The sequence below is a fragment of the Xanthobacter aminoxidans genome (assembly GCF_043193615.1).
GTDB classification, from domain to species: domain Bacteria; phylum Pseudomonadota; class Alphaproteobacteria; order Rhizobiales; family Xanthobacteraceae; genus Xanthobacter; species Xanthobacter aminoxidans.
Map to the genome: position 1 here is coordinate 1,465,401 of NZ_JBAFUS010000001.1, position 26,701 is coordinate 1,492,101.

The 26,701-nt window shown below is 66.7% G+C and carries 21 protein-coding genes and 1 tRNA gene; 9 read left to right on the forward strand and 13 right to left on the reverse strand.

Features of this window, described 5'->3' with window-relative positions; translation table 11 throughout:
• Positions 1 to 12: 12 nt before the first annotated feature.
• Positions 13 to 1,320 carry an ATP-dependent protease ATPase subunit HslU gene (gene hslU / locus V5F74_RS06610; protein WP_029555361.1) on the forward strand — a complete coding sequence of 436 codons (1,308 nt, stop codon included), beginning with the start codon at positions 13 to 15 and terminating at the stop codon, positions 1,318 to 1,320.
• A gap of 7 nt (positions 1,321 to 1,327) precedes the next feature.
• On the opposite strand, the gene V5F74_RS06615 is transcribed toward hslU, so the two are convergent.
• Both V5F74_RS06615 and V5F74_RS06620 read right to left on the reverse strand, forming a co-directional pair.
• Positions 1,328 to 2,713: a sigma-54-dependent transcriptional regulator gene (locus V5F74_RS06615; protein ID WP_394006921.1), complete on the reverse strand. Its 1,386-nt coding sequence runs from the start codon at positions 2,711 to 2,713 to the stop codon at positions 1,328 to 1,330.
• A 128-nt stretch (positions 2,714 to 2,841) separates the two neighbouring features.
• Positions 2,842 to 4,719, reverse strand: coding sequence for a hypothetical protein (locus V5F74_RS06620; RefSeq protein ID WP_156026232.1), 1,878 nt, complete (start codon positions 4,717 to 4,719; stop codon positions 2,842 to 2,844).
• A gap of 261 nt (positions 4,720 to 4,980) precedes the next feature.
• On the opposite strand from V5F74_RS06620, the gene V5F74_RS06625 reads away from it, so the two are divergent.
• Entirely contained in the window at positions 4,981 to 6,336 is a 1,356-nt protein-coding gene (locus tag V5F74_RS06625) for an aspartate aminotransferase family protein (protein WP_394006923.1), read from the forward strand.
• Positions 6,337 to 6,596: 260 nt separating this feature from the next.
• Here the strand turns inward: V5F74_RS06625 and V5F74_RS06630 are convergent, their stop codons facing one another.
• Together V5F74_RS06630 and V5F74_RS06635 are read right to left on the reverse strand one after the other, a co-directional pair.
• Entirely contained in the window at positions 6,597 to 6,752 is a 156-nt protein-coding gene (locus V5F74_RS06630) for a DUF3309 family protein (RefSeq protein ID WP_197023048.1), read from the reverse strand.
• A gap of 235 nt (positions 6,753 to 6,987) precedes the next feature.
• Complete coding sequence (locus V5F74_RS06635) at positions 6,988 to 8,889, reverse strand: aminopeptidase P family protein (RefSeq protein WP_394006925.1); 1,902 nt, start codon at positions 8,887 to 8,889, stop codon at positions 6,988 to 6,990.
• Positions 8,890 to 9,019: 130 nt separating this feature from the next.
• Here V5F74_RS06635 and V5F74_RS06640 point away from each other — a divergent pair.
• Both V5F74_RS06640 and V5F74_RS06645 read left to right on the forward strand, forming a co-directional pair.
• Positions 9,020 to 9,094 (forward strand) — tRNA-Gly (locus V5F74_RS06640).
• A 744-nt stretch (positions 9,095 to 9,838) separates the two neighbouring features.
• Positions 9,839 to 11,344 (forward strand): DUF1254 domain-containing protein, encoded by a 1,506-nt coding sequence (locus V5F74_RS06645; protein WP_449361625.1) that lies wholly within the window; start codon positions 9,839 to 9,841, stop codon positions 11,342 to 11,344.
• A gap of 267 nt (positions 11,345 to 11,611) precedes the next feature.
• Here V5F74_RS06645 and V5F74_RS06650 read toward each other — a convergent pair whose 3' ends face one another.
• The gene (locus V5F74_RS06650) at positions 11,612 to 12,271 is read right to left on the reverse strand and encodes an aspartate/glutamate racemase family protein (protein ID WP_394006927.1); all 660 of its coding nucleotides are present in this window, start codon (positions 12,269 to 12,271) and stop codon (positions 11,612 to 11,614) included.
• 47 nt (positions 12,272 to 12,318) lie between these two features.
• Entirely contained in the window at positions 12,319 to 13,863 is a 1,545-nt protein-coding gene (locus V5F74_RS06655) for an MFS transporter (RefSeq protein ID WP_394006929.1), read from the reverse strand.
• Positions 13,864 to 13,974: 111 nt separating this feature from the next.
• Between V5F74_RS06655 and V5F74_RS06660 the strand changes: the two genes are divergently transcribed.
• A complete protein-coding gene (locus V5F74_RS06660) occupies positions 13,975 to 14,826 on the forward strand; it encodes a MurR/RpiR family transcriptional regulator (protein WP_394006931.1) in 852 nt (283 codons plus the stop codon).
• 155 nt (positions 14,827 to 14,981) lie between these two features.
• On the opposite strand, the gene V5F74_RS06665 is transcribed toward V5F74_RS06660, so the two are convergent.
• The 6 genes from V5F74_RS06665 to V5F74_RS06690 form a co-directional block, all read right to left on the reverse strand.
• On the reverse strand, positions 14,982 to 15,641 hold the full coding sequence (locus tag V5F74_RS06665) for a CDP-alcohol phosphatidyltransferase family protein (RefSeq protein ID WP_029555369.1): 660 nt from the start codon (positions 15,639 to 15,641) through the stop codon (positions 14,982 to 14,984).
• A 62-nt stretch (positions 15,642 to 15,703) separates the two neighbouring features.
• Positions 15,704 to 16,648: a phosphatidate cytidylyltransferase gene (locus V5F74_RS06670; RefSeq protein WP_394006933.1), complete on the reverse strand. Its 945-nt coding sequence runs from the start codon at positions 16,646 to 16,648 to the stop codon at positions 15,704 to 15,706.
• A 2-nt stretch (positions 16,649 to 16,650) separates the two neighbouring features.
• Entirely contained in the window at positions 16,651 to 17,364 is a 714-nt protein-coding gene (locus V5F74_RS06675; protein WP_394006935.1) for a lysophospholipid acyltransferase family protein, read from the reverse strand.
• Positions 17,365 to 17,602: 238 nt separating this feature from the next.
• Positions 17,603 to 18,316: a DUF2161 domain-containing phosphodiesterase gene (locus tag V5F74_RS06680; protein ID WP_394007482.1), complete on the reverse strand. Its 714-nt coding sequence runs from the start codon at positions 18,314 to 18,316 to the stop codon at positions 17,603 to 17,605.
• A 12-nt stretch (positions 18,317 to 18,328) separates the two neighbouring features.
• Positions 18,329 to 19,042 (reverse strand): spermidine synthase, encoded by a 714-nt coding sequence (locus V5F74_RS06685; RefSeq protein ID WP_394006937.1) that lies wholly within the window; start codon positions 19,040 to 19,042, stop codon positions 18,329 to 18,331.
• Positions 19,043 to 19,335: 293 nt separating this feature from the next.
• Complete coding sequence (locus tag V5F74_RS06690; protein WP_250168367.1) at positions 19,336 to 20,166, reverse strand: IclR family transcriptional regulator; 831 nt, start codon at positions 20,164 to 20,166, stop codon at positions 19,336 to 19,338.
• A gap of 193 nt (positions 20,167 to 20,359) precedes the next feature.
• Here V5F74_RS06690 and V5F74_RS06695 point away from each other — a divergent pair, with 193 nt between their 5' ends.
• The 4 genes from V5F74_RS06695 (at position 20,360) to pta (ending at position 26,477) form a co-directional block, all read left to right on the forward strand.
• Positions 20,360 to 22,066, forward strand: coding sequence for a GMC family oxidoreductase (locus tag V5F74_RS06695; RefSeq protein WP_394006939.1), 1,707 nt, complete (start codon positions 20,360 to 20,362; stop codon positions 22,064 to 22,066).
• Positions 22,030 to 23,370, forward strand: coding sequence for an MFS transporter (locus tag V5F74_RS06700; RefSeq protein ID WP_394006941.1), 1,341 nt, complete (start codon positions 22,030 to 22,032; stop codon positions 23,368 to 23,370). Before V5F74_RS06695 ends, V5F74_RS06700 begins: the two co-directional genes overlap by 37 nt.
• Before the next feature lie 88 nt (positions 23,371 to 23,458).
• The gene (gene xsc, locus V5F74_RS06705) at positions 23,459 to 25,234 is read left to right on the forward strand and encodes a sulfoacetaldehyde acetyltransferase (protein ID WP_029555377.1); all 1,776 of its coding nucleotides are present in this window, start codon (positions 23,459 to 23,461) and stop codon (positions 25,232 to 25,234) included.
• 163 nt (positions 25,235 to 25,397) lie between these two features.
• Positions 25,398 to 26,477 (forward strand): phosphate acetyltransferase, encoded by a 1,080-nt coding sequence (pta, locus tag V5F74_RS06710; protein WP_394006943.1) that lies wholly within the window; start codon positions 25,398 to 25,400, stop codon positions 26,475 to 26,477.
• A 9-nt stretch (positions 26,478 to 26,486) separates the two neighbouring features.
• On the opposite strand, the gene V5F74_RS06715 is transcribed toward pta, so the two are convergent.
• Complete coding sequence (locus tag V5F74_RS06715) at positions 26,487 to 26,669, reverse strand: hypothetical protein (protein ID WP_169124533.1); 183 nt, start codon at positions 26,667 to 26,669, stop codon at positions 26,487 to 26,489.
• Positions 26,670 to 26,701: the final 32 nt, after the last annotated feature.

Below are 26,701 nucleotides of genomic sequence, written 5' to 3' on the forward strand. Positions count from 1 at the left end.
ACTGCTGATTCCATGAGCGACTTTTCCCCCCGCGAGATCGTTTCCGAGCTGGACCGCCACATCGTCGGCCAGGCCAAGGCCAAGCGCGCGGTGGCCATCGCCCTGCGCAACCGCTGGCGCCGGCAGCAGCTGGACGAGAAGCTGCGCGAGGAGGTTCTGCCCAAGAACATCCTGATGATCGGCCCCACCGGCGTCGGCAAGACCGAGATCTCCCGCCGCCTCGCCCGCCTTGCCGGTGCGCCCTTCCTGAAGGTGGAGGCCACCAAGTTCACCGAGGTCGGCTATGTCGGCCGCGACGTGGAGCAGATCGTGCGCGATCTCGTGGAGGTCGGCATCGGCCTGACCCGTGAGGCCAAGCGCAAGGACGTGCAGGCGAAAGCCCACCTCAATGCCGAGAACCGCGTGCTGGACGCCCTCGTCGGCGCCACCGCCTCGCAGGCGACCCGCGACGCCTTCCGCAAGAAGCTCCGTGCCGGCGAGCTGGACGACAAGGAAGTCGAGATCGAGGTACAGCAGGGCGCGCAGGGCATGCCCATGTTCGAGATTCCCGGCATGCCCGGTGCGCAGATGGGCGCCATCTCGCTGGGCGACATGCTGGGCAAGGCCTTCGGCGGCCGCGCCAAGCCGCGCCGCGTCACGGTGAAGGAGGCTCACCCCCTTCTCCTCACCGAGGAGGCGGACAAGCTGCTCGACCAGGACGCCATCACGCAGGAAGCCATCCACGCGGTGGAGAACAACGGCATCGTCTTCCTCGACGAGATCGACAAGATCGCCGGGCGCGAGGGCCGGTCCGGGGCTGACGTCTCCCGCGAGGGCGTGCAGCGCGACCTGCTGCCGCTCATCGAGGGCACCACGGTCTCCACCAAGCACGGGTCGGTGAAGACCGACCACATCCTGTTCATCGCCTCCGGCGCCTTCCACGTCTCCAAGCCGTCCGACCTGCTGCCGGAGCTTCAGGGCCGCCTGCCCATCCGCGTGGAGCTGGAGGCACTGACCCGCGCGGATTTCGTGCGCATCCTCACCGAGACCGAGGCAAGCCTCGTCAAGCAGTCGGTGGCGCTCATGGGGACGGAAGGGGTCACGCTCGACGTCACGGCGGACGCGGTGGAGGCCATCGCCGATGCCGCGGTGGAGGTGAATTCCAATGTGGAGAACATCGGCGCCCGTCGCCTGCAGACGGTGATCGAGCGCGTGCTCGACGACCTCTCCTTCTCCGCGCCCGACCGCTCCGGCGAGACGGTGGTGGTGGATGCGGAGTATGTGCGCTCGCGCGTCGCCGACCTCGCGAAGAACGCCGATCTCAGCCGCTTCATCCTCTAAAGGCGGCTCACGACAGGCGGGTGCGCTCGCCCCAGGCCAGTTTCTTGCGGTAGAGGGTCGAGGGACTGAGGTCGAGAGCGGCGGCGGCAAGGGAGATGTTGCCGTCGAAGGCGGCGATGGCGGCCTCGATGGCGCGCCGCTCGATCACCGCCAGCGGCTCCACCCGGCCGTGCCACGCAAGGCTATCGGACCAGCCCTGGATGAACACCTCGGGGCTCCGGCCGGGGGTGTCTGCCTCGGGCGCGGCAGGCTCGGCGAGGAACCCGGGCGGAATGGTGCCGCCTTCGCTCAGGATCACCACCTGACGCATCAGGTTCTGCAATTCGCGCACATTGCCGGGGAAACGGCGGGCACGCAGCGCCTCCACCACCTCGGGCGTGAAGCGCGGCATGGGCCGGCCCTCCTCTCCGGCGAAGCGGGCCAGGAACGTCTCGGCCAGAAGCAGCACGTCGTCGCCGCGCGCCCTGAGCGGGGGCAGCGCCAGCGGCAGCACCGCCAGCCGGTAATAGAGATCTTCCCGCAGGCGGCCGGCGCGCACCTCCTCCAGCGGATCGCGGCTGGTGGCGCAGACGAGGCGCACGTCGGCCTCCCGCTCCGCCACCTCGCCCACGGGGCTGAACCGGCCGGTCTCGACGAAGTGCATCAGCCGGGCCTGACAGGCCGGGTCCATCTGGGTGATCTCGTCCAGGTGGAGCGTGCCGCTCTGGGCGCGGTCCATGGCGCCGGCGTCCTCGCGGCCGAACAGGGCGATTTCCATCAGTTCGGGGGGAATGACGGCGCAGTTGAGAGCGACGAACGGCGCATCGCGCCGCGAGGACGCGGCATGGACCGCCGCCGCCACCAGATCCTTGCCGGTTCCGCTCTCGCCGGTCACGAACACCGCCGCGCGCGAGGCGGCAAGGCGCTCGATCTGGGCGTAGACCGCCTGCATGGCCGGCGAACGCCCGGAGAGACCGCAGAAATCGCCCCCGCGCGGCAGGGGACGGGCCGCCCGGCGGCGGCGCTCGGGGCGGCGCGCCGGTGTCGCGGCGAGCAGGCGGTCCATCACCTCCTCAATCACGAGCGGCTTCTGCACCACGTCGTCGGCCCCCGCCCGCATGGCGGCGACAGCGTCTGTCACCGAACTTTCGCTCAGCGCCACCACGAGCGTGCCGGCATATCCGCTGGCGCGCACCCGCCGCACCACATCTTCCGGATCCTCCGTCCCGAGGAGGACGGAGGTGCAGCGGGGCAGCAGGGTCAGCGCCGAGGCGATGTCGGTCGCCTCGATCAGATCGAGGGAATCACGTCGGGCAAGCGCCGCACGCACGGCCGCACGTGCGGTCGGGTCAGGATCGCAGATCAGAAGGCGGGCCGGCCCGCCGGTACGCCGGGCGATGGAAAACTGGGACATGGACTGCGGATCGCGGGAAAAGAACATCCCTGGAAGTAGACGCCCGGCAGCGTAAAGGAAGCCTTGCCGCCCGCACAACCCATTCTCACGGTGTCACTTCCGCCCACCCGATCAGGCAGGCTCGCCGGTCAGCCCCGCGGCGGTTTGCCCGCACCAGCATCGGCGGAGAGGCCCGCGCTTTCCAGCGCCGCGAGTGCACGCGAGGCGTGATCCTTGGACGGCAGCAGGCGCGTCACCAGCCGGCGCACGCCATCGGCTCCGTCGGAGGCCTGATGAACCATGAGGTTGACCACCTCCCGCTCCTCGCTGTGGCGCCCGAGGGCGTGAAGGCTGAGGGCGAGCGCGATGCGGTTTTCCACCGTCGGATGCAACGTCAGCTGGGGCAGCATGGCCTGCGCCGCGATCAGGTCGCCGCGCAGGAAGGCGGCGAGCGCCAGATAGGAATCCCGGAACGGGGTCGCCACCGCCCCCTCGCGGCGGGCGTTGGCGAGCAGGGCCTCGCCCTCCGCGATCCGCCCGGCGCCGATGAACACCACGCCCACCGTGGCCGCCACGTCGAAATCGAGCGGATTGAGGCGCAAGGCGCGCTCCGCGGTGGTTACCGCCTCGTCCGGCTCCCCGGCGAAAAGCTGCACCAAAGCGAGCGCGCGGGCGGCATAGGCGCTGGCGGGGGCCAGTTCCACGGCGCGCTCGGCCTCGTCCAGCATCACCTCGAGTTCGGCCTCGGACGGGGCCGGCGTGTCGTCATGCAGCGTGCGCTGGAGCTGGGTCTCGGCGCGCACCGCGTGGCCGAGAGCGAAGGCGGGGTCGCGGCGGGTGAGTTCGGCGAGGCACTCGTCCACATTGATGCCGCGCGTCTCCTGCCGGGTCTCGGCCTTCATTTCCGGCCGCGTCTCCTGGCTGTCGCTGCGTCGCTGGGCGGCCGCGGCGGCGACGCAGCCGTAGCCGGAGGCCGGAGCACGGGCGAGGGCCTGCGCCCGTGCGCGGACCTGCACCACGCCATAGCCTTCCATCACCGCGACGGCCACGTCATGGATCACCCGCTGCTCGCTCTCCGCGAGCTTTCCGGCGCCGGACAGGCCGTCCATCATGGTGGACCAGACGATGGAGCCGTCGCAGCGGTCGGTGAGGCGAACGGCGAGGGAGAAGGTGCCATCCGGCCGGCCTTCGGCGAGGCCGGCGAGGGAGAAGACCGAGCGCGGCACCTTGGCCGCGCACGCTTCGGCGACAGCACTCTCATGGATATCGGCGCCGGCGGCGCGCACCTGGGTGAAATCGAAGCGGGCGAAGGCGTCGCGCATCCGCTCCTCGATGGCGCGCAGCTCGGTCATCGGCGGCGCACCGTCGCCGGACGCCTCGAAGGTGCGGACCTCGACCAGCGGAAGCCGGATGCGGTCCGCTGTCGCGGCGGCGGTTGCCGCATCGCGCGGCGCCTTGATGTCGGCGTCCCACAGGGCGAAGCCTAGGCCGGCCGTCACCACCACCGCGAGCCCTGCCGCCAGGGCCGGCAGCAGCCGGCGGGGGCGGGTGATCTCGGCGGGGACCTCGGTCGATCCCGGCGGCACGGCGGATGTGTCGGGATCGGCCAGCGCCGCATCGTCCGGCCCACGGGCGCGGAACTGAGGCACATAGCCGCCCTTCGGAACATCGATGATGACGGGATCATCGGCGCCGACGGTCGCGTAATACCGATCAAGCGCGCGCCGAAGCCGGGTCGCCTCCACCCGGACGATGGGATCGGACTGGGGATCGAACGATGGCGGGCGGCCCAGGGCCTCGACCGCAATGGTGTAGCCCTTCAGCGCGTCCGCGCGCCCGTCCAGCGTCGATTCGACAACGAACCGCAGAAAGGCGGCGAGGCGGGGCGAGGAGGCGAAATCGGCCGAGGCAAGCACGCGATCGAGAGCGGCGCGCACGCTAGCAGAGGCATCGACCGTCTCGGCCACACCTTCCACGCCGGCTTCCACCGCGCTCTCTTCGCCTGCGTCTGCAGCGCTGCTTACCACGATACCGTCCTAACCTACGGTCACGACCTTTGTCGATCAGAACCCATGCACAAGCAAGAGGGCGGGATCAAGGTGAGCCCGCTCCCTGCGGCAAGCTTCCCGCGACGGTTCCCACCGGCAATGCGGGCTGCTAGCCTTGCCGCGACGCGACCGCACCCGAGGCCGCCGGCCGGCATGTGCCGGCGGCGCGCGACCCGCACTGTGCGCGCTGGCGCGTTGCAAATCGGCGCCAAAGACAAGGCGCGCGGGAGAGGAACCATCATGGCTCTGGACGATCTGGTGACGGACGGCGTGCGCGCGGACAGTGTTCCGAACGACCTCGAAGCCTTCTGGATGCCGTTTACCTCCAACCGGTCGTTCAAGAAGCGACCGCGGCTCGTGTCCCGCGCCAAGGACATGCACTATTACACGCCGGAGGGCCGCCCCATCCTCGACGGCTGCGCCGGCCTGTGGTGCGTCAACCCCGGCCACAACCGCGAGCCCATCGTCGAGGCCATCCGCGATGGCGCCGCCGAGATGGATTTCGGCCCGACCTTCCAGTACGGCCACCCGAGTGCGTTCCGCCTCGCCACCAAGATCGCCGACCTCGCGCCCGGCGACCTCGACCATGTGTTCTTCTGCAACTCGGGCTCCGAGGCTGTGGACACGGCGCTGAAGATCGCCCTCGCCTACCAGCAGACCATCGGCCAGGGCACCCGCACCCGCCTCATCGGCCGCGAACGCGGCTATCACGGCGTCGGCTTCGGCGGCATTTCCGTGGGCGGCATGGTGGCGAACCGTCGCACCTTCGGCACCATGCTGGCCGGCGTCGACCACCTGCGCACCACCTACGACCGGGAGAACCAGGCTTTCTCCAAGGGCGAGCCGGAATATGGCGCGCATTTCGCCGACGAGCTGGAGCGCATTGTCGGCCTGCATGACGCCTCCACCATCGCTGCCGTCATCGTCGAGCCCATGGGCGGCTCCACCGGCGTGCTGCCGCCGCCGAAGGGCTATCTCAAGCGCCTGCGCGAGATCTGCGACAAGTACGGCATCCTGCTGATCTTCGACGAGGTCATCACCGGCTACGGCCGCCTCGGCTATGCCTTCGCCGCCGAGCGCTACGGCGTCATCCCGGACATGATCTGCTTCGCCAAGGGCATCACGGCCGGCGCCGTGCCCATGGGCGGCGTCATCGCCCGCAAGCCCATCCACGATGCGTTCATGAAGGGGCCGGAGCACATGGTGGAGCTGTTCCACGGCTACACCTACTCGGCGCATCCGCTGGCCTGCGCCGCCGGCCTCGCGACGCTCGACCTCTACGCGAAGGAGAACACCTTCACGCACGCCTTGGCGCTGGAGCCCTTCTTCGCCGATGCGGTCATGTCGCTGAAGGACAAGCCCGGCGTGCTCGACATCCGCACCGTGGGCATCACCGGTGCGGTGGACCTCGCCCCGCGCGCCGGCTCGCCCGGCCTGCGCGGATACGAGGCGCTGGAGAAGGCCTTCCACGAGGAAGGCTTCATGATGCGTATCGCCGGCGACACGCTCGTCATCACCCCGCCCCTCATCATCTCGAAGGATCAGGTGGGCGAGCTGGTGGAGAAGCTCGGACGGGTGATCGAAAAGACCGCCTGAAGAACGCCGCGCGCGTCCGCCGCCCCCTGGTGAGCGGCGGACGCCGACGGGCAACGCACACACCCTGGCCGCCGGTCCGCAGCGGGGTGCGGCCGACGGCCAGGCCGTGCGGGCCGCGAAGCAGGGGCGTCAAGCTCGCGGGCCGCACGTTCGCGGTCTCGATATGGAAGCGACTGGACGTGGAGATTTGCGCGCGCCTTACGCGGCCGGCACCGACCGGCCCAGCCAGCCGGCGCCAGCCGGCGCCAGCCGCGAGGCCGCTAGAGCCGTCCCGTGAGTGCCAGCACGATCACGATGATCAGCAGCACACCCACGATGCCGCCGGGCCCATACCCCCACCCGGAGCTGTAGCCCCACCTCGGCAGCGCGCCGATGAGCAGCAGCACGAGAATGATGATGAGGATCGTGGACATCAGCGGCCTCCCAGTCTGTCGGGCGGAGCCACGCTCCGCCTCGCGCATCTGGTAACGCCCACGAGGCCTTGCAGTTCCTTGGCTTGTGGAGGAACGACCGAAGCTCTGGGGGCGGTCCGGCCAACTTGTAGAGCGCGATCCGAGCGGATTGAATCAATCCGCGCGGTAAATCCCCCTCTCACTCTTAGAAGAACGCGTGACCCCATCAGATTGCGATGCAATCTGATGGGCGCGTGCTCTAGAGCGGCGCCGTGGCTCCGGCGAGCCAGTCGACGCTGCCTTCGTCCACCAGCGGCGCGAGGGTCGCGCGGACTTCGGCGTGATAGGCATCCACCTGCGCCCGCTCGGCACCGGTGAGGAGACGAAGATCGATCAGCCGCCGGTCGTAGGGGACCAGCGTGAGGGTCGAGAAGCCGAAGCACGGCCGCTCGCCGGCCTCCACCGGGCGGTCCTCCACCAGGATCAGGTTCTCGATGCGGATGCCGTAGGCGCCGGTGCGGTAGAAGCCCGGTTCGTTGGAGAGGATCATCCCCGCGGCCAGCGACAAGTGGCCGAGCTGGGAGATGCGTGCCGGCCCCTCGTGCACGGAAAGCCCCGCGCCAACACCGTGGCCGGTGCCGTGATCGAAATCGAGCCCGTTCTCCCACAGGAACTGCCGCGCCAGCGGATCGAGCTGGGCCCCCGTGATCCCCTTGGGAAATACCGCGCGGGTGAGGGCCAGATGGCCCTTCAGCACCAGCGTGTAGTGGCGGCACATGTCTTCCGTCGGCGTGCCGACGGCGAGGGTGCGGGTGATGTCCGTGGTGCCGTCAGGATATTGCGCGCCGGAATCGAGGAGGAACAGCTCGCCCGGATGGATCGCCCGGTTGGTCTTGCGGGTGACCCGATAATGCACGATGGCGCCGTTCTCCCCTGCGCCCGCAATGGTCGGGAAGGAGATGTCGGTAAGGCAGCCGGTGGCGCGCCGGAACGTCTCCAGCGCCTCCACCGCGTCGATCTCGGTGAGCTTGCCGGTCGGCGCCTCCCGGTCGAACCAGGCGAGGAAGCGCACCAGCGCCGCGCCGTCGCGCACATGGGCCGCGCGCATCCCCGCGATCTCGGCCGGGTTCTTCGAGGCCTTGATGAGGGAGATGGGGTCGGCGCCCTTGTCGGCGATGCCGCCTGCCGTCTCGATGAGCGTGGCGAGCCGCACAGGCGCGGTGGCCTGATCGACGCGGATGCGCCGGCCCTTCCCGTCGCCCTTGCCCTCGCCTTTGGCGAAGGCGGCGAGCACGCGGTCGAGGTCGCCCACGCCGTGCAGACGGGCATGCCCCGCGAGGGCGGCGCGCACCTCGTGGGAGAGCTTCAGCGCCTCAAGGAAAAGGTCGGGCAATCCCTCGCGCGGGATGATGCACCAGGCGAGCGGCAGCGGCGTGTGCGCCACGTCCCCGCCGCGCATGTTGAACAGCCACGCCGCCCCGTGCGGATCGGAGACGAGCACGCCGTCGAGCTTCTCCTCGGCGAGCTTCTCCTGCACCCGCCGGAGCTTGGTGGCGGTGTCCTCGCCGGCGACGGAGAGGTCGAGCAGGCGCACGGGTTCACGGGGCGGTGCGGGCCGATCGGGCCAGATGGGATCGAACGGATCGGCATCCAGCGGCGCAAGGATGCCGCCCGCTGCCGCCACCGCCTTCACCAGCCGCTCGCGACCATCGATGGTGGTGCGCCACGGATCGAAGCCGAGCCGGGCGCCACGGGGCAGATGGTCCTCGATCCACTTGTCCGGCCGCGTCTGCGACAGGGGCACCACGGTGAAGGCCGCCTCGTCCACCTGCGCCGGGGCCTGGAGGGTGTAGCGCCCGTCCACGAACAACGCCGCCTCCGTCGGCAGCACCACGCAGGTGCCGGCCGAGCCGGTGAAGCCGGTAAGGTAGGCCAGCCGCTCCTCGCAGGCCGGCACATATTCGTTCTGGTGCGCATCCGCGCGCGGGATCACATAGCCGTCGAAGCCGAGGCGGGCGAGTTCCGCCCGAAGCGCCGCCAGCCGCGCCGGCCCCTCGGCGCCGTCAGCGAGATCGTCGAAGGTCTGGAAGTGCGCCTTGAACGGGGGATGGCCGTGGGAGGCCGGATGAACCGGGGAATGGGCGGAAGAAGGGGACGTCATGGGCGGGGCGCCGGGCAATCGTTGAAATCCCTCCGACCATAGGAGCCCCGCCGGGCGACGGCAACGCAGTGGGTATTTCGCGAAACGCCCTTGATGGGCAACCCCGCATCCGATTATGGTCGGCGCCTGCGCGGGCGTAGTTCAGTGGTAGAACGACAGCTTCCCAAGCTGTATGTCGTGGGTTCGATTCCCATCGCCCGCTCCAGTTTCGCGAGCTGTGACAAGAGCTTGTCGGCATACCGTTGAACTCGGCGCTCCCCGTGGAGGTCTACCGCTTGTTCCGGTGAGCTGACCGCATTTGGATCGGCGCCCGTCCTGGCGGTCTCCTTCACCATAAGAAGGTCGCCCGGGATGTGCGACCACGTGAGGCCCCCGGTCCAGCATCGGCCGCAGGGTGCAGCTCCAGCTTCGACCTGCGCCGACCAGGTCGCTTGAATCGGATCTCATCGAGGATGCGGGCCAGCCGTCCGCACTCTGGGGGCTCGGCCATGACGCCATATCCCGGTAGCCGGCGCATCATCGAGACGATGCCCTGCGCCTTTCGGACTCTTTTCGTGCCCCCGGCCTTCTTCGGTCTATTCGCCTTATCGTACCCCCCGGAAGCACACACGCGGCATATGCTGTCGCCAATCGAGTTCGAACGGCAGTACAATGCCAAAGCTGAAGGCGTCTGGAAACTCGGGGCAACTCAGAGACCTGAACGGCAAAGCGCTGGCTCCATCTCGGATGTTTAGCGCAAGTTGACGTGAATCAAGCCTGTTGATTTGGGTTCCGTTGTATCAACTTAAATAAAAATTCGCTGCGATTGGGCGCGCCGCCTCGGGCGGCACGAGGTGATTTCAAGAATCATCGATTCTCGGAGTTTGGTGCAGACCTTGGACCAAATCAGCCCGAATACTTGCCGAACTTCACGAAGTTTGACCGTTACTGAATCGATGAGATCGTAACCATGAGACAAAAACTGAAGCTAGTCCTGTCTTCGCTGACGTTGATTGCGCTTTCGGCGATGCCCGGCGCCGCCCAGCAGTACAAATATGAAACCCCGATTGCGCCCGGCGTTTCCGTACCCGATAAGGTCGACACATCAATCGGCGAACTCAACTTGTCGCATGGCTACCCCGATGCGCCAACCATTCAGACGATCTACGACAATTTGGACCGCTCGCGCGCCCTGCAAGCCTATCTGCTTGGCCTACCCATAGTAAATCAAGTCGGAATGAGAGATGCGCTGCGCGGATTTGGGCCGGTCAACCAGACGAACGTCATCTGGGAGAATTTGGTCGACTCTCGGACCGTGGAACTGACCGCAAACGACAACACCGTCTACAGTTTCATTTGGCTTGACACACACAAGGGCCCGTTAGTCGTCGAAATTCCACCCAAGGTCTTGGGGGCTATCGATGACTTTTGGTATCGCTGGGTTGCCGACGTCGGCATCACCGGTGACGACAAAGGCAAGGGTGGCAAGTACCTTGTATTGCCGCCGGGATATCAGGGCGAAATTCCACCCGGCTATTTTGTCGTACGGCCCAGCACATACGGCAACTGGATGCCGTTCCGATCGTTCCTTGTCGACGGCTCACCCCAGCCCGGGGTCGAATCCGTGAAGAAACATCTGAAGATTTATCAGCTCGCAGACGCCGCCAATCCGCCCGCAATGAATTTTGTCAATGTATCGGGCGTTCCGTCCAATTTTGTTGCCCCTGGTGACTATTCTTTCTGGAGTCTGCTGAACCAAGCGATCCAGGAAGAACCGAGCGAAGGAAGTGATCCAACCACGCTGGGCCTTTTTGCTTCCATCGGGATCGTTAAGGGAAAGCCGTTTGATCCCGATGCGCGGATGAAGAGGATTCTGGAGGACGCTGCGAATATCGGCGCCGTGACCGCGCGCACGATCGCCTTTAAGATTCGCAGCGAAGACGCCTACTTCTATCCGAACAGTTCCTGGCGACTGCCCTTCTTCGGTGGCTACAAATTCGAAGTCGCACCGGGGGTTGCCAACCTGGATGGGGCCGCCTTCTTCTACTATATCGCCACAGGCGTGACACCGGCGATGGCATTGAAGATGGTCGGCCAGGGGTCTCAGTACCCGTGGGCAGCCCAGGACTCGAAAGGCAACCCGTTCGACGGTGCCAAAACCTACAAACTGCACCTGCCTCCAAACATTCCGGTCAAGGATTTCTGGTCGGTCATCGTTTACGACAATCAGACGCGCTCCATGGTGCAGAGCGACCAGCAATTCCCCAGCGTGAGCAGTCAGAACAAAGGCGTCAAGGTCAATGATGATGGCTCCGTGGATGTCTATTTTGGGCCACAAGCTCCCGCTGGCTTTGAACAAAACTGGGTGCAGACGCTTCCTGGCAAAGGCTGGTTTATGATCCTTCGCCTCTATGGACCGTTGGAGCCATGGTTCGACAAAACATGGCGTCCCGGAGAAATCGAGCTGCAACAATAAAATCCAGCACTGCCAAGCCCCGGCCTCAACGCCGGGGCTTTTTGCTGCAGCGCGCGAGTTTGGCGACGCCCGACATGATGCGCGCGCTCCGAGAAAGCGTGGAACTCGGCGAATTCGCGGCCACCCGTGAGGCCATGCGAGATGCTGGTCGCGTGTGACAGCGGCAACATCTGGTATTCGCCGGGCGCCTCAAGGACGTCCGACGCGTCACCACACGATACGCTCCCGCCTTCAGCTTTCTCGCGGCCGTCTGCACCGCTTCGACCGTCAGCGACTGGCCATGAACATCGACCCCAGGATTTTCTGGATCGCGGCCGGGACGGGCTCGACGATCCGGTCGGGAAAACGCAGGCGCAGTCTTGCGGCGGCGGCGCTGAGCGGGCCACCTCCGATCACCACGGTGTCCGCGCCGTCCTGCTCGATGCAGGCGGTCGCCGCCGCGGCCAGGGCCTGGTCCTGCGCGGGAGGATCCGCCGCGAGCGAGAGGGGATCACCATCCGGCACGCGAACCCCCGTAAACTGGCCATGAAGGCCAAGGTCGCGGACGCCGGCCTCGATGGAGCGCACGAGATCCGGCGTCGTTGTGGCGATCCCGAAGCGGTATCCTTTCGCCGCGGCCTTGAGGATGGCCGCTTCACCGATACCAACCACGGGAACCCGCAGGAGCGCACGCAGTGCCCCCACTCCCGGATTGCCGAAGGCCGATACGATGATGGCATCTACGCGCGATGCCTCCGCGAGCCCGATGCGGACGACCTCATCGGCAGCCTCGGCAAGGGCGGCCTCGTCCACGATCATGGCGGCCCCGCTCTTGGCCGTCACCCCTCGCAGGGTGACGGCATCGGGCAGGAGGGGCCCCGCGACCGAGAGCATCATCTCGGTCGAGCGGGTCGAGGTATTGGGATTGATGAGGAGGATCGTTGTCACGGCAAGTTCCTGATACCCGGGCCGGACTTCGGCCCAGGGGAGAGGCGTCAGGCGGTCTGAAGCGGACGTTCGGCCGGCGCCGTCTCCGGCACGGCTTCCATGGACTTTCCGAAGGTCTCCGGTGCGAACTGCACGGCGATGGCGAAGATCGCGTACATGCCCGCCATCATGGTGAACATGCCGGCGACACCGGCCATGTCGAACACCCGGCCGGCAAGCAGTGGCATCCACGCGCCCGCCATGGTCCCGAGCGCGAGGATGAACGCCGTGCCGAAGCCGCGAACCCGGGTGGGGTAGTTTTCCGGCGCGAAAATCCAGATGGTCGTGTTCAGGAGCAGCACGAAAAACTGAAATGCGGCGCCGAACGCGAGGATCAGCGCGTCGGTGGTGGCCAGGAAGCCGAAGCCCAGCCCCGCCGCCACGGCGCACAGAGCACCCGTCGTCAGCACGATCTTGCGCGGGACGCGCGCTGCCAGCACCGCCGCCGTGAGCGCGCCGAACAGGCTGCCGCTCTGCAGGATGATCGTGTACAGGAAGCTCCGCGTGATCGTATGGCCCTGCGAGACGAGGATCGTCGGCATAAGGGTCAGCACGGTGAGCTGCGCGCCGAACGTCATCCAGGACGCGATCCCCACGGCAAGGGTGCGGCGAAGAAGGCCGCGGCGGAAGATATCGGCCACGATCGCGCCGAGCCTGGGTGTCTCGATCACCGGCTGCGAGGTGACGTGATCGGTCACCCTGACGTTCTTGGTCGAGAAGGACCCGGTCGCAAGCTGCGACAACACGCGATTGGCTTCTGCCACCCGGCCTCGTGTGACCAGGAAGCGTGGCGTCTCCGGCACGAAGCGCCGATAGAACACGACGAGGACCGCCGGCAGCACGAGCGCGCCGAACAGCCACCTCCAGCCGTCCCCGCCCGGGAACAGGGTGAAGATCAGGAGGGCGAAGGCCGGGGCCAGCATGTTGCCGAGGCCGCCGCCTCCCACATTGATGAGCCCGACCGCCGTGCCGCGGAACTTGGAGGAGCAGAACTCGGCGAGCAGGGTGACTGCCGTCACGATCTCGCCGCCGAGCCCGAGGCCGACGATGAAACGGCCGATGGCCATCGTGGTATAGCCCGGCGCGAGCGCGCAGATCGCGGCGCCGACCGTGAACAACAGCAGGTTGACGTTCAGCATGAAACGGCGGCCCACCCTGTCGGCCAGGACGCCGGAGCCGAGCCGCCCCATGGCGGCCGCGACGAAGGTCATCGTGTTGAGAAACCCGATATCGGCCGCGGAGAGATGCCACTGTTCTCGCAGGAACGGGGCGATCAGCCCCACGGTATTCTGCTCGAAGACGTCGAACATCACCCCGAACAGCACCAGCAGCACGATGAGCTTGTGCGCGGTGGTCACGCCGATCTTGTCGAGCGCCGTCTCGACCTGCACCGCCGCCTCGGACGCGGGGGCGGAAAGCTGCACGTTTTCCCCAGCCATGGTCAGTCCCTTCGTTGGTCCCCAAACCCGCAGGACGGCTGCGATTGAATTTTCAATATACCCGTTCTGCAAAATTTTTTTCAGCAACTTCCATGCCAGCGCAACGATCCGCATGGTGCCGCGCGGCGCTTTGGGTCATACAGGAGGTGGATCGCATGCCCGCGGCAGGCGGGCCGAACCGCGGTTCGGCTGACGGCACAAGATGATAGGAACAGGTGAGGCGCGGTGAGCACGACGATTTCGGCCAAGGACTCGCTGGTGGCGCGCATCACCCGCCACAGGGATGATCTGTCTCCCACCGAGAGGCGGCTCGCCGAATTCTTGATCGATTTCCCGGGCAATCTGCCTGCTTATACAGCAACCGAGCTTGCCACTGCCGCACGGGTCTCCAATGCGGCGGTGACCCGTTTTTTTCACCGGCTCGGGTATGAAAGCTATAACGACGCGCGGCGGCAGGTGCGGCTGGAGCAGAAGGCCGGCTCGCCGCTGATGCTGCTGAGCGGCGAGAGCCATGCCAGCGACACGCTGCGCGCCCACCTCGAACTCAGTGTCCAGAACCTGTCCGAGACCTACGGCGGATTGTCCGAAGAGATGATCGACCGGATCGCGCGGGCCATGCTCGCGGCAAAGCGGGTCTGGTTCGTGGGCTTCCGCAACAACCAGTCCTTCGCGGCCTATCTGCGCTGGCAGGTCTTCCGCGTCATCGAGACCAGCATCCTGCTGCCGGTTGCGGGGGAGACCATCGCCGAATATGCGGTAACCCTGAACAAGGGCGACGTCCTCATCGTCTTCGCCCTGCGACGTTCGACGCCCGCCTCCTCCCACCTGATCACGCGGGCAGTCGAGGCCGGCGCGCAGGTCCTGTGCGTGGTGGACTCGGCCACGGAGAACCCGGGCCCGGCCACATGGCTCATCACCTGCCAGGCGCGGGCGGCCGGCCCGCTGGACAACCATGTGGCGGTGATCGGGCTTTCGCATTTTCTGGCCACCCGCGTCCTGGAACTAAGCGGCCGTGAAGGCCGGCGCCGCATGGCCGCGATCGAGGCAGCCCACGATGCCTTCGACGAGGAGCCCTAGGGCATTTGAAAGGCAGAAGGCCGGAGAAGGTCCACATGGCCTGACATGGCATCAACATGGCGCCCAACGCACACCAGAACCAGGCGTAGAAATGCTGCCAAGGGCGGACATTCACCTGGATAGAGCCGACAGGAGCACGAGATGCTCCCCCGTGTTCATTGCGGAGGCAGCCCCGGCGGTGATCGAAGCGCCTCAACCAGGCGCATGGCGCGTCGGAATACCGTGATGGCCGAACCGATCGCAATGATCCAGAGCGCCGCTGTCAGCACGTCATCTCGGCCTTTCCAGAGGGGCTCCAACAGACTGAGGAGGCCCGCCGCCGTGATTGTCGCCATGCGATGCTGCTTGGCCAATGGTCCGGAAAAGTCGGCGGCCGCGCCGCAAGCACGACCAAGTTCCCGCGTATAGGCGGTCAGAATGGCAAGAGCTGCCGCTGCCCAGCCGAGCCCGGGCATGCCAATGCCGTATCCCGCACCCACGAAGATCGCGAGATCCGCAATGCGATCGGGAAACTCATTCCAGAAGGCGCCATCGCGCGATTGCTTGCCTCCCTCGATCGCCACCATCCCGTCGAAAAGATTGCAGAGCAGCCGCAATTGGCAAAAGAGCGCCGCTGCAATTAACAGGGGAATGCGCAGCCAACCATCCGCGAGGCCCGCCCCCCAGAACGACGCTCCGGCAAGCACACCCATCGCGATGCTCGCGATGGAGATCTGGTTCGGGGTGATGCCGGCGGAGGTCAGCCGGCGTGCGGCGGCACGTGCCCAGCCCGTGTTGCGGCTTGCAAGGGGACGGCGATCGCTTCCAGTCGTCATGGCTCGCGTTTCCGGCGCTCAGGTGTCGGGGCCGCCCCACGCAGAGAGTACCGCGTGCAGATTTATGAAACCGACCACCAGAAGCGCGTGATGTGAAAGAAGATCGGAGCGGAGAAAAGCACGGAATCAAGCCGGTCGAGGAAGCCGCCTTGACCCGCGATGAGGTGACCCCAATCCTTGACGCCGCGGTCGCGCTTGATCGCCGACATGACGAGGCCGCCGAAGAAGCCCATGACGACAATCACGAACGAGATTCCCGCGGCTTCGATCGGGGAGAACGGCGTTATCCAGAAGAGGGCTGCACCGACCGCGGTTGCGCTCAGCGCGCCCCCAAGGAACCCCTCCAGCGTCTTTGATGGTGAGAGCTTCGGAGCGATCTTCCTGCGGCCGATCAGCTTGCCCCAGACATATTGCAGCACGTCGCTCGACTGGACGACGATAACCAGGAAGGCGATGAGCATCACATTGCGTCCGCCGAAGCCGGCAATGTCGAGGCTGAGCAGGGCCGGCACGTGGGAGGTGCAGAAGACGCAGATCATCAGTGCCCACTGGGTCTCCGCGATGCGCGCGAGAAAATGGTCTGTGTCGCCACGCCATGCGGCAACGATGGGCATCAACAGGAAGGCATAGACCGGAATGAAAATGGCGTAGAGGCCGTACCAGTCGATCCAGATCAGATAGTATTGAACCGGCAGGACGATGAAGAAGGCGATCGCAAGAGCCCAGTGATCGGCCCGGCGGGTGTCGGTCAGCGTGATGAATTCACGCAACGCCGCGAAGGAGCAGAGGGCGAAGAACACGATTACGCCGGCTCTTCCCGTGGCCAGAGCGATCCCCATCAGGATGACCATCATCCACCAGGACCGGACGCGGTCATTCAGGTTTTCAATGACACTGTTGGACCCGTCGGCGGAAAAACGCCGTTTCAGCGCATAGCCGATGATTGACGCGACGCCGAGAAAACCGAGGAGCCCGGCAAGGACCGTCACGAGTTCTGAGGGAGGCATTGTCACGTCAGGGGTGCTTTCGCGGACAGGGCCAACAGGGCGGCTTCGGCCCGGGCGAGGAAGGCCGTCTTGGTCTCGCCGTCGCCAATTCGCAGCGGAGGCCCGAACGTGACGGTGCAGATGAGTGGGATGGGAATGACCTCGCCTTTCGGCAGAACACGGTTGAGGTTGTCGATCCAGGTGGGAACGAGGCTGACGTCGGGGCGCGCTCGGGCGAGATGATAGAGCCCGCTCTTGAACGGCAAAAGAGGCGCGTCACTCAGATTGCGTGTGCCTTCCGGGAAAAGAATGAGCGAACTGCCGTCGTCGAGGGCCTGCACCATCTGCGTGATGGGATTTTCCGATTGCGTGAGCCGGTCGCGGGCAATGAGAACGGCATTGAACACGTCGCAGCCGATGAAACGCCGGATGGCGGATTTGAGCCAGTAGTCGGCACCCGCGACCGGTCGCGTCCGCGCCCGCATCCGGGTCGGCAGAACCGCCCAGATGAGCACGAAGTCTCCATGACTGGCGTGGTTGGCGAAATAGATCCGCTGTTCGTCGATGGGCGCCACGCCTTCCCATTTGGCGCGAACGGCGGTTATGGCGTGGGCGAACAGAAGGACGACCGCGCCGGCCACTCTCGCGAGGGCGCGGTTCGCCGTCGCGCCTTGCGGACGCTTCGGCGCTGTCAGGTTGGACGCTGATTCTGCCACGGGCGCATCTTCCGCAGTCATGTCATCAACGCTGTTCTATCGCAGTGGAGGTCTCTGTCCACGGTGCGGCCGATCGCTCCTCCCTCATGCTCTTCGATCCGATCGACTGGGTCACACCTTTTCGGGTCATCGGGCGACCGGCCGGTCAATGGCGTGTAAAGACGGAGGGAACGTCCCCGACATCGCCCCGAGCTTCTGCGCAGTCCATGGTGATCTTTCGAGACCATCGCGTTCGCGACGCTCACCGGCGTCGGCTGGTTCAGGCATCGCCGGCTGTGCTGGAGCCCATCGGCACCACGGCGCCGGCCGCAGTCGCGGAACCGGGAGCCGCCTGCCAGCGGATCAGCGCCTCGCGCCCCGCCGGCGTGAGGCCGTAGATGCCGCGATCCACGCGGGCAAACCAGCCATAGACATTGTCCAGAAGGATTTTTCCGGCGTTGGGCGCGAACGCACGCAGATCGCGCGGGCGTTTGGGGGCCTCCGCCATGGCCAGGGCACAGGCGAGCGCCTGCTGCCGATAGGCGGTCATGATGGGTGTACGAGAGCCGCCCCCCACCGCCGGATCGCCCAGCCGGCGCCGGTGCTCCTCCACGAGCCGCGACCTGCGGCGCGGATCCTTGCGCGGCATGGGAGACGTGGGGCTGACGAGGACCGTCACCTCGCCCCCAGACGAGACGCCGAGCATGCCGAAGCCGAGGCGCCGACACAGGTTGCGGAAGCGCGCGTCGCTTTCCCGTCCGTTTCCGCGCACCGATGTGCGCGCTGCGAGCCAGACCTCGTCACAGGCGGAGGCACGGTCCACGGCCTGAAGGACGAGCTCCAGATTGAAGCTGAGCTTCAATTCCCCAATGACCACGATCGGGATTCCGTCTCCCGCGAGCGCAACCAGGTCGCAGCCGCCGACCTCGCCTTTGACGGCAAAGCCGAGGCCTTCCAGAAACGCCTTCACGGGCAGATAAAGGGATGTCTCCAGGATCCGCCTCCGTCAGGCCGGCCTGTGCCGGGCGGGGCCGGGAGGGCGGACCTCCGGATTGGTGGCGATCCAGATGATGTGGCGCGCCCCTCCGCGCCCGCCATTGGCCCGCACGCGCGCCTCTTCGACGCCGAACCCGGCCTTGCGAACCCGCTGGGTGAAATTCCGGTCCGGCCTCGACGACCAGACGGCCAGCACGCCGCCAGGCCGCAGCGCGGCCCTGGCCGTGTTGAGGCCGGCACTATCGTAAAGCTGGTCGTTGGCCGCGCGTGTCAGCCCCTCGGGTCCGTTGTCGACATCAAGCAGGATCGCGTCGAAAGCCGCCCGGCCGGCACGGATCAGGCCGACCACGTCCTCTTCGCGGATGCTGACGCGCGGATCGGTCAGGCAACCCGCGAAGATCCCCGCCATGGGGCCCCGCGCCCACGCGACCACCGCCGGCACCAGTTCCGCCACGGTGACACGGGCATCGGGCCCGAGTTCGGCGAGCGCCGCGCGAAGGGTGAAACCCATTCCCAGCCCACCGATCAGCACATGCGGCCTGGGGCGGTCCCGAAGTCTGGCGCAGACCATCGTGGCGAGCGCCTCTTCCGACCCGCTGAGGCGGCTGTTCATCAGCTCGATGGACCCGGCCATGATCGAGAATTCCGCGCCGCGCTGCATCAGGCGGAGGCGGCCGCCGCCATCGGGCACGTCCGCGGTGTCGAGCTGCGACCAGGGGATCACGGGTCACTCTTCGGTTGAGGATCGCGTTTTGCGAGCGGCCTTATATAGGCCAAACCTCCGTCCCCTCGCTACCGGCCAGCAGACGACCCCGTGCCGCCGCGCGACGAGAAGGCTCGTGTCTCAAGTTGAGGGGCAAGGCGGATCTGCCGATAGCGGACACTCGACCTGGCGGCCTTGATCTCAGCCATTGACTGCATGTTTCAATTCAACGGCTTGCACCGAACTCCCTGACTGTATGTCGCGGGTTCGTTTCCCATCGTTCGGTTCGGGCAATCCCGCAGGCAAGCCGTGCGTCAGTCGTCCGCGCCGTCGCCGGAATCGGGAAGGGTGGCTTGCAGCCGTTCCGCCGCTTCCTTGAGGTTGGGCACCAGCGCCCGCGCCTTCTCCAGCGAGAAGCGCGGCAACGGGCCGTGGCAGGCCACCGCTGCCACCACCGTGCCGCGCCGGTCCTTCACCGGGACGGCAATGGCGACGAGGCCCTCCAGAAACTCCTGATCGTCCGTGCTGTAGCCATTCTTCGCGATGCGCTCCAGCTCGGCGTCGAGCGCCTCGACGGTGGTGATGGTGTTCGGCGTCTGCGCCTTCAGGTGCAGCGTTTCCAGAATGCGCCGGCGCTGGACGGGGCGCATGGCGGAAAGGAACAGCTTGCCGGAGGCGGTGCAATGCATGGGCACGCGCGAGCCCACCTCCAGATGCAGGCGCAGGGGCCAGGCCGCCTCCACGCGGTCGAGATAGATCGCTTCCGAGCCCACGCGGGTGACGAAATTGCAGGTCTCGCCCGCCACGTCCACCAGCGCTTCAAGGATGCCGCGCCGCTCGGTGCTCACCGAATTGCGCAGCATGTCGAAGCCCATGCGCAGGAAACGCGGACCCACCGCAAAGCGCCGGCCGTCCGGCTCGCGCAGCAGATAGGATTCCGCCTCCAGCTTCTGGCACAGGCGATGGACGGTGGGTTTGGGCAGCGAGAGCCGCACGCACAGCTCGGGCACGCCGAGGGGCGTTTCGGAGCGGGCGATCTCGCCCAGAAGATCGAGCGCGCGGAGCATGGCCGAGGCGTTGTCCCGCTCCTCGGGCTTCTCCGGCTTCTCCACGCTCTCCAGCTGCTGCTTCGCTGCCTTGGCCATCTGAATCGCCAGCCTCTCGCTGCGTGCAGCCTTAGCGGCTGGCGGCGGGGTGTCAAACGGAACGCAGGTGCACACAGCGCCCCTCGCACTGCACAACATAAATCTCATTAAATGAGACGTTTCAGTTCAAAAAATGCATTGACTCATCTCATCCCTTCGTCGCATCGTCCGTTTCGCAGAGAGGAAACTGCCAATGCAAGGCGAGGAAAACTTCGACTTCGTCGTCATCGGCGCCGGGTCGTCGGGGTGTGTTCTGGCCAATCGGCTGAGCGAAGACGGCAAGAGCCGCGTCGCCCTGCTGGAAGCCGGACCGAAGGACACGAACCCCTGGATTCACGTGCCCATCGGCTATGGGAAGACCATGTGGAATGATCGCCTCAACTGGCGCTTCCACACCGAGCCGGAACCCACCATGGGCGACCGGCGCATCTACTGGCCGCGCGGCCGCGTGCTGGGTGGCTGCTCCTCCATCAACGGCCTCATCGTCATCCGCGGCCAGCAGGAGGATTACGACGGCTGGGCGGCGCGCGGCGCCACCGGCTGGGGCTTCGACGACGTGCTGCCCTATTTCCGCAAGCTGGAGGACAACCCTGCCTTCGCCGGTGATCCGCTCCACGGCACCGATGGCCCTGTGCGCATCAGCTCCATCCCGCGAAAGCACGAGCTGATCGAGGTCATCAAGGAGACCGGCCGCAAGCTGGGCGTGCCGGAGACGGCGGATTTCAACGGCGCCCGGCAGGAAGGCGTCGGCTATTACCAGCTGACCACCCGCAGCGGCTTCCGCATGAGCGCGGCAAAGGCCTATCTTGCCCCTGCCAAGGGCCGCGCCAATCTCTCCATCCTCACCGAGACGCAGGCCCGCCGGGTGCTGTTCGAGAACGGCCGCGCCGTGGGCGTGGAAGTGAGCGTCGCCGGGCGGGTGAAGGTCATCCGGGCGCGGCGGGGGGTGGTGCTGTCGGCGGGCGCGGTGCAATCGCCGCACCTGCTCATGCTCTCGGGCATCGGGCCGGCGGAGCACCTCAAGGCCAACGGCATCGGCGTCCATGTGGACAGCCCCGGCGTGGGCGGCAACCTGCAGGATCACCTCCAGCTGCGCCTGCTCTATCGCTGCACCAAGCCCATCACCACCAACGATGCGCTGAACTCCCTGTTCGGCCGTCTCAGGATGGGGCTGGAATATCTCCTGTTCCGGGGCGGCCCGCTGGCCATCGGCATCAACCAGGGTGGCCTGTTCACCCGCGTGCTGCCGGAATCGAAGACCCCCGACATCCAGTTCCACATCGGCACCCTCTCGGCGGACATGGCCGGCGGCAAGGTGCATGACTATTCCGGCTTCACCCTCTCGGTGTGCCAGCTCAGGCCGGAGAGCACGGGCTGGGTGCGGCTCGGCTCGGGCGATCCGCTCCAGCCGCCGAAAATCACCGCCAATTATCTGGCCACCGACACCGACCGGCGCTGCGCCGTCGCCGCCATGAAATTCGCCCGCAAGCTCGCCGCCACCGAGCCGCTGAAGAGCTATGTGGCGGAAGAGAAGATGCCCGGCCCGGGCGTCACCGACGACGAGGGCCTGCTCGCCTTCGCCCGCGAATATGGCGCCACCATCTTCCACCCCGCCGGCACCTGCCGGATGGGCCCCGACACCGACCGCGATGCGGTGGTGGACCCGCGCCTACGGGTCCGTGGCGTCGATGGCCTGTGGGTGGTGGATTGCTCCGTGATGCCGAGCCTCGTGTCCGGCAACACCAATATTCCCGCGATCATGATCGGAGAAAAAGCCGCCGACATGATCCGCGAGGACGTGATGAACAACAGGAATGGGCGAGACAACGCCCCAAATCAAATCAATGACGGGAGGACACAACAATGGCTGGGCAAGCAGGAGCTTCAAGTCGCGAGCTGAGGCGCGTGGTCGGCGCCAGCGTCATCGGCGCGACCATCGAGTGGTATGACTTCTTCCTGTACGGCATCGTCGCCGGCATCGTCTTCAACAAGCTGTTCTTTCCGGGCGACGATCCGGTCGTCTCCATCCTGCTCGCCTACACCACCTTCGCGGTGGGCTTCGTGGCGCGGCCGGTGGGCGGGCTCATCTTCGGCCATTTCGGCGACAAGCTGGGCCGCAAGAGCATGCTCATCATCACGCTGATGATCATGGGCGTGGCGACGGTGGCCATCGGCCTCCTGCCCACCTATGCGCAGATCGGCGTCGCCGCGCCCATCCTGCTGCTGCTCCTGCGCATCGCCCAGGGCATCGGCATCGGCGGCGAATGGGGCGGCGCGGTGCTGATGGCGTATGAATACGCGCCGGAGGACAAGCGCGGCTTCTTCGCCTCCATCCCGCAGATCGGCCTTGCGCTCGGCCTGTGCCTCGCCTCGGGCGTCACCGCCATCGTCTCCATGCTGCCGGACGAGCAGTTCATGGCCTGGGGCTGGCGCGTGGGCTTCATCGGTTCCATCGTGCTCATCATCGTCGGCATGTATATCCGGCTGAAGGTGCACGAGACGCCGGAATTCGAGCAGGTGAAGGCGGCCAACAAGGCGGAGGCAATCCCCTTCCTCACCATGCTGCGGGAGTATCCGCGCAACGTGTTGCTGGGCATGGGCGTGCGCTATATCGACGGCGTGTTCTTCAACGTCTTCGCGGTGTTCTCCATCGTCTATCTCGCGAACTACGTGAAGGTACCCCGCACGACGGCGCTCTGGCTGGTGACGCTCGCGGCGTTCGTGATGGTGTTCACCATCCCCATGTTCGGCAAGCTGTCCGACAAGTGGGGACGCCCGCGCACCTATGCGATCGGCTCGGCGCTGCTGGCGCTGGTGGCATATCCGGCCTTCTGGCTGTTCTCCACCGGCTCGCTGCCGCTGATCGCCCTCGGCATCGTGTTCCCGTTCGGCGTGCTCTACGCCATGTGCTACGGGCCTGAAGCCGCGCTGTTCTCGGACCTGTTCGACGCCCGGGTGCGCTACACCGGCATCTCGTTCGTCTACCAGTTCTCCGGCATCGTCGCGAGCGGCATCACCCCCATCATCGCCACCTATCTGCTCGCCCGCGGCGACGGACAGCCCTGGCAGGTGTGCGCCTACGTGGTGTTCGCGGCGCTGGTCTCCATGCTCTCGGCGCTGGCGATCCGGGTGCCGGCCCCCGGCGCCCAGTTATCGAAGGCCACGCGCGCCTCGACCGAAACGGTACGCCAGCCAGCGCGCTGACGGGTTCCCGATCCGGAGGCGGCGCGCGGCCGCCGCCTCCCTCCCCCGAATTGCAAGATCTCCAAGGTTCCAAGAGGATTTTTTCGTCATGAAGATGACCACCGAAGAGGCGTTCATCAAAGTCCTGCAGGCGCACGGCATCAACGAGGCCTTCGGCATCATCGGCTCGGCCATGATGCCGGTCTCCGACCTCTTCCCCAAGGCCGGCATCCGCTTCTGGGATTGCGCCCACGAGACCAATGCGGGCCTGATCTGCGACGGCTACACCCGCGCCACCGGCCGCATGGCCATGGCCATCGCCCAGAACGGGCCGGGCGTGACGGGCTTCGTCACCGCCATGAAGACCGCCTACTGGAACCACACCCCCATGCTGCTGGTGACGCCGCAGGCGGCCAACAAGACCATCGGGCAGGGCGGGTTCCAGGAAGTCTCCCAGATGGCCATGTTCCAGGACATGGTGTGCTACCAGGAGGAGGTGCGCGACCCCTCCCGCGTCGCCGAGGTGCTCAACCGCGTGATCGAGAAGGCCTGGCGCGCCTGCGCCCCGGCGCAGATCAACGTGCCCCGTGATTTCTGGACCCAGGTGATCGACATCGAGCTGCCGCAGATCGTGCGCCTCGAGCGTCCCGCCGGCGGCCGCAACGCCATCGCCGAGGCCGCGCAAATCCTGTCCGAGGCGAAGTTCCCGGTGATCCTCAACGGCGCGGGCGTCGTCATCGGCAATGCCATCGGCGAGGCCATGACACTGGCCGAGCGGCTCGATGCGCCCGTGTGCGCCGGCTACCAGCACAACGACGCCGCCCCCGGCAGCCATCCCCTCGCCGTCGGCCCGCTCGGCTACAACGGCTCCAAGGCCGCCATGGAGCTGATCGCACAGGCTGACGTGGTGCTGGCGCTCGGCACCCGGCTCAACCCCTTCTCCACTTTGCCCGGCTACGGCATCGACTACTGGCCGAAGCAGGCGAAGATCATCCAGGTGGACATCAACCCGGACCGCATCGGCCTCACCAAGAAGATCACGGTGGGCATCTGCGGCGACGCCAAGGAAGTGGCCGGCCAGCTGCTCGGCCAGCTCGCCCCCGGCGCCGGCGATGCCGGACGGGCGGAGCGCCGCGCGCTGATCCACCAGACGCGCTCGCGCTGGCTCCAGCAGCTCGCCTCCATGGACCACGAGGACGACGATCCCGGCACCCGCTGGAACGAAGACGCCCGCGCCCGCGACGCCGGCCGTATGTCGCCCCGTCAGGCGTGGCGGGCGATCCAGTCGGCGCTGCCGAAGGACGTCATCATGTCCACGGACATCGGCAACAACTGCGCCATCGGCAATGCCTATCCGAGCTTCGAGATCGGGCGGAAATATCTCGCGCCCGGCATGTTCGGTCCGTGCGGCTACGCCTTCCCGGCCATCATCGGCGCGAAGATCGGCTGCCCGGACGTGCCGGTGTTCGGCTTTGCCGGCGACGGCGCCTTCGGCATCTCCATCAACGAGATGACCTCCATCGGCCGCGAGGAATGGCCGCCGGTGACCATGGTGGTGTTCCGCAATTTCCAGTGGGGCGCCGAGAAGCGCAACACGACGCTCTGGTACGACAACAACTTCGTCGGCACCGAGCTGGACCCCAAGCTCTCCTACGCGAAGATCGCCGAGGGCTGCGGCTTCAAGGGGGTGCGCGTGGACACGCCGGAGAGCCTCAGGGAGGCCATCCACACCGCCGCCGAGGAGCAGAAGAAGGGCATCACCACCTTCATCGAAGTGGTGCTGAACCAGGAGCTCGGCGAACCCTTCCGCCGGGATGCCATGAAGAAGCCGGTGCCGGTGGCCGGCATCGCCCGCGCCGACATGCGCGAGCAGATCGCGCGCTGACCGAGATCCGGGCGGGCACGCTCCTCAGCACGCCCGCCCGGCCTTTTCTGCCCTCGAGCGCGATCCGAGCGGATCGCTCTCTGACGTTTGGAACGAGAACGCGTTATCCGATCTGATTGCGATGCAATCAGATCGGCGCGTGCTCTAGCCCGAGATGACGGCCATGCTCGCCCTCGACCGCATCATCGACGCCGCGCGTGCCGCCCCCCGCAGCATCGTCCTGCCGGAGGGGAGCGACCCGCGCATTGCCGCCGGCGCCCGACGCGCCGCGCGCGAAGGCATTGCCCGGCCGATCCTCCTCGGCCCCAACGAGGAGGTGATGGCGGCCCTCGGTGGTGATGCGCGGGGCATCGCCATCGAGGATCCCGCCACATCGCCGCGTTTCCAGGCCTATGCAGAGGCGCTGCACCTGCTGCGCCACGCCAAGGGCATGGACCTCGCCGCCGCACGGCGGCGCATGCGCGAGCCCCTCGCCTTCGCCGCCATGATGGTGCGGCAGGGGGATGCCGACGGCACGGTCGGCGGCGCGGTGGCCACCACGGCCGAAACGGTGCGCGCCGCGCTCCAGATCATCGGCCTCGCGCCGGGAGCGAAGATCGTCTCCAGCTTCTTCCTGATGATCCTGTGTGAGGACTATCACGAGCAGAAGGGGGCCTATGTGTTCTCCGACTGCGGCCTCGTCATCGATCCCGACGCGGCGGAACTCGCGGACATCGCCCGTGCCGCCGCCCATTCCTACACCGCCATGACCGGCGAGGCGCCCCGGGTGGCCATGCTCTCCTTCTCCACCAACGGCAGCGCCCGGCACCAGCGGGTGGACAAGGTGGTGGAGGCGGTGCGCCTTGTGCGGCAGGCGGAGCCGGATCTGGTGATCGAGGGGGAATTGCAGTTCGACGCCGCCTTCGTCGCCACGGTCGGCGCGGCCAAGACTGCGCCGGGATCGAAGATCCGGGGGGATGCGAACGTCTTCATCTTCCCCAATCTTGATGCCGCCAATATCGGCTACAAGATCGCCCAGCGCATCGGCGGGGCGAAGGCCATCGGGCCGGTGCTTCAGGGGCTGGCCAAACCCGCCAACGATCTTTCCCGCGGCTGCTCGCAGGACGACGTGTTCCACATGATCGCGCTCACCTGCGCCCAGGCCGGACGCACGCTCCCGGTCGCGATGTCTGGAAAGATTGAGGGCGTCTGGCAGAACTCACGGCCCGCCGCAGCCAGCCTCGGCGAGACGCGGGCCGGCTGAAAGGGCGGATCAGTTGCCCATCTGGAGCATGGACTCGGACGCCGCATAGGCCTCGCCCCACTGGGCGAGCGTCTTGGAGACGGCCGACAGCGAGATCGGCTGCCCGGCCGCGCGCGGTGCCGCGGCCGCGAACAGCGCCGCCACCAGCACGAGCGGCAGGAAGACCTTTCGCAGTTCGTCTTGGGTGTTCATCTGGGTCACGAGCGTGGTTTCAAGTGCCCATT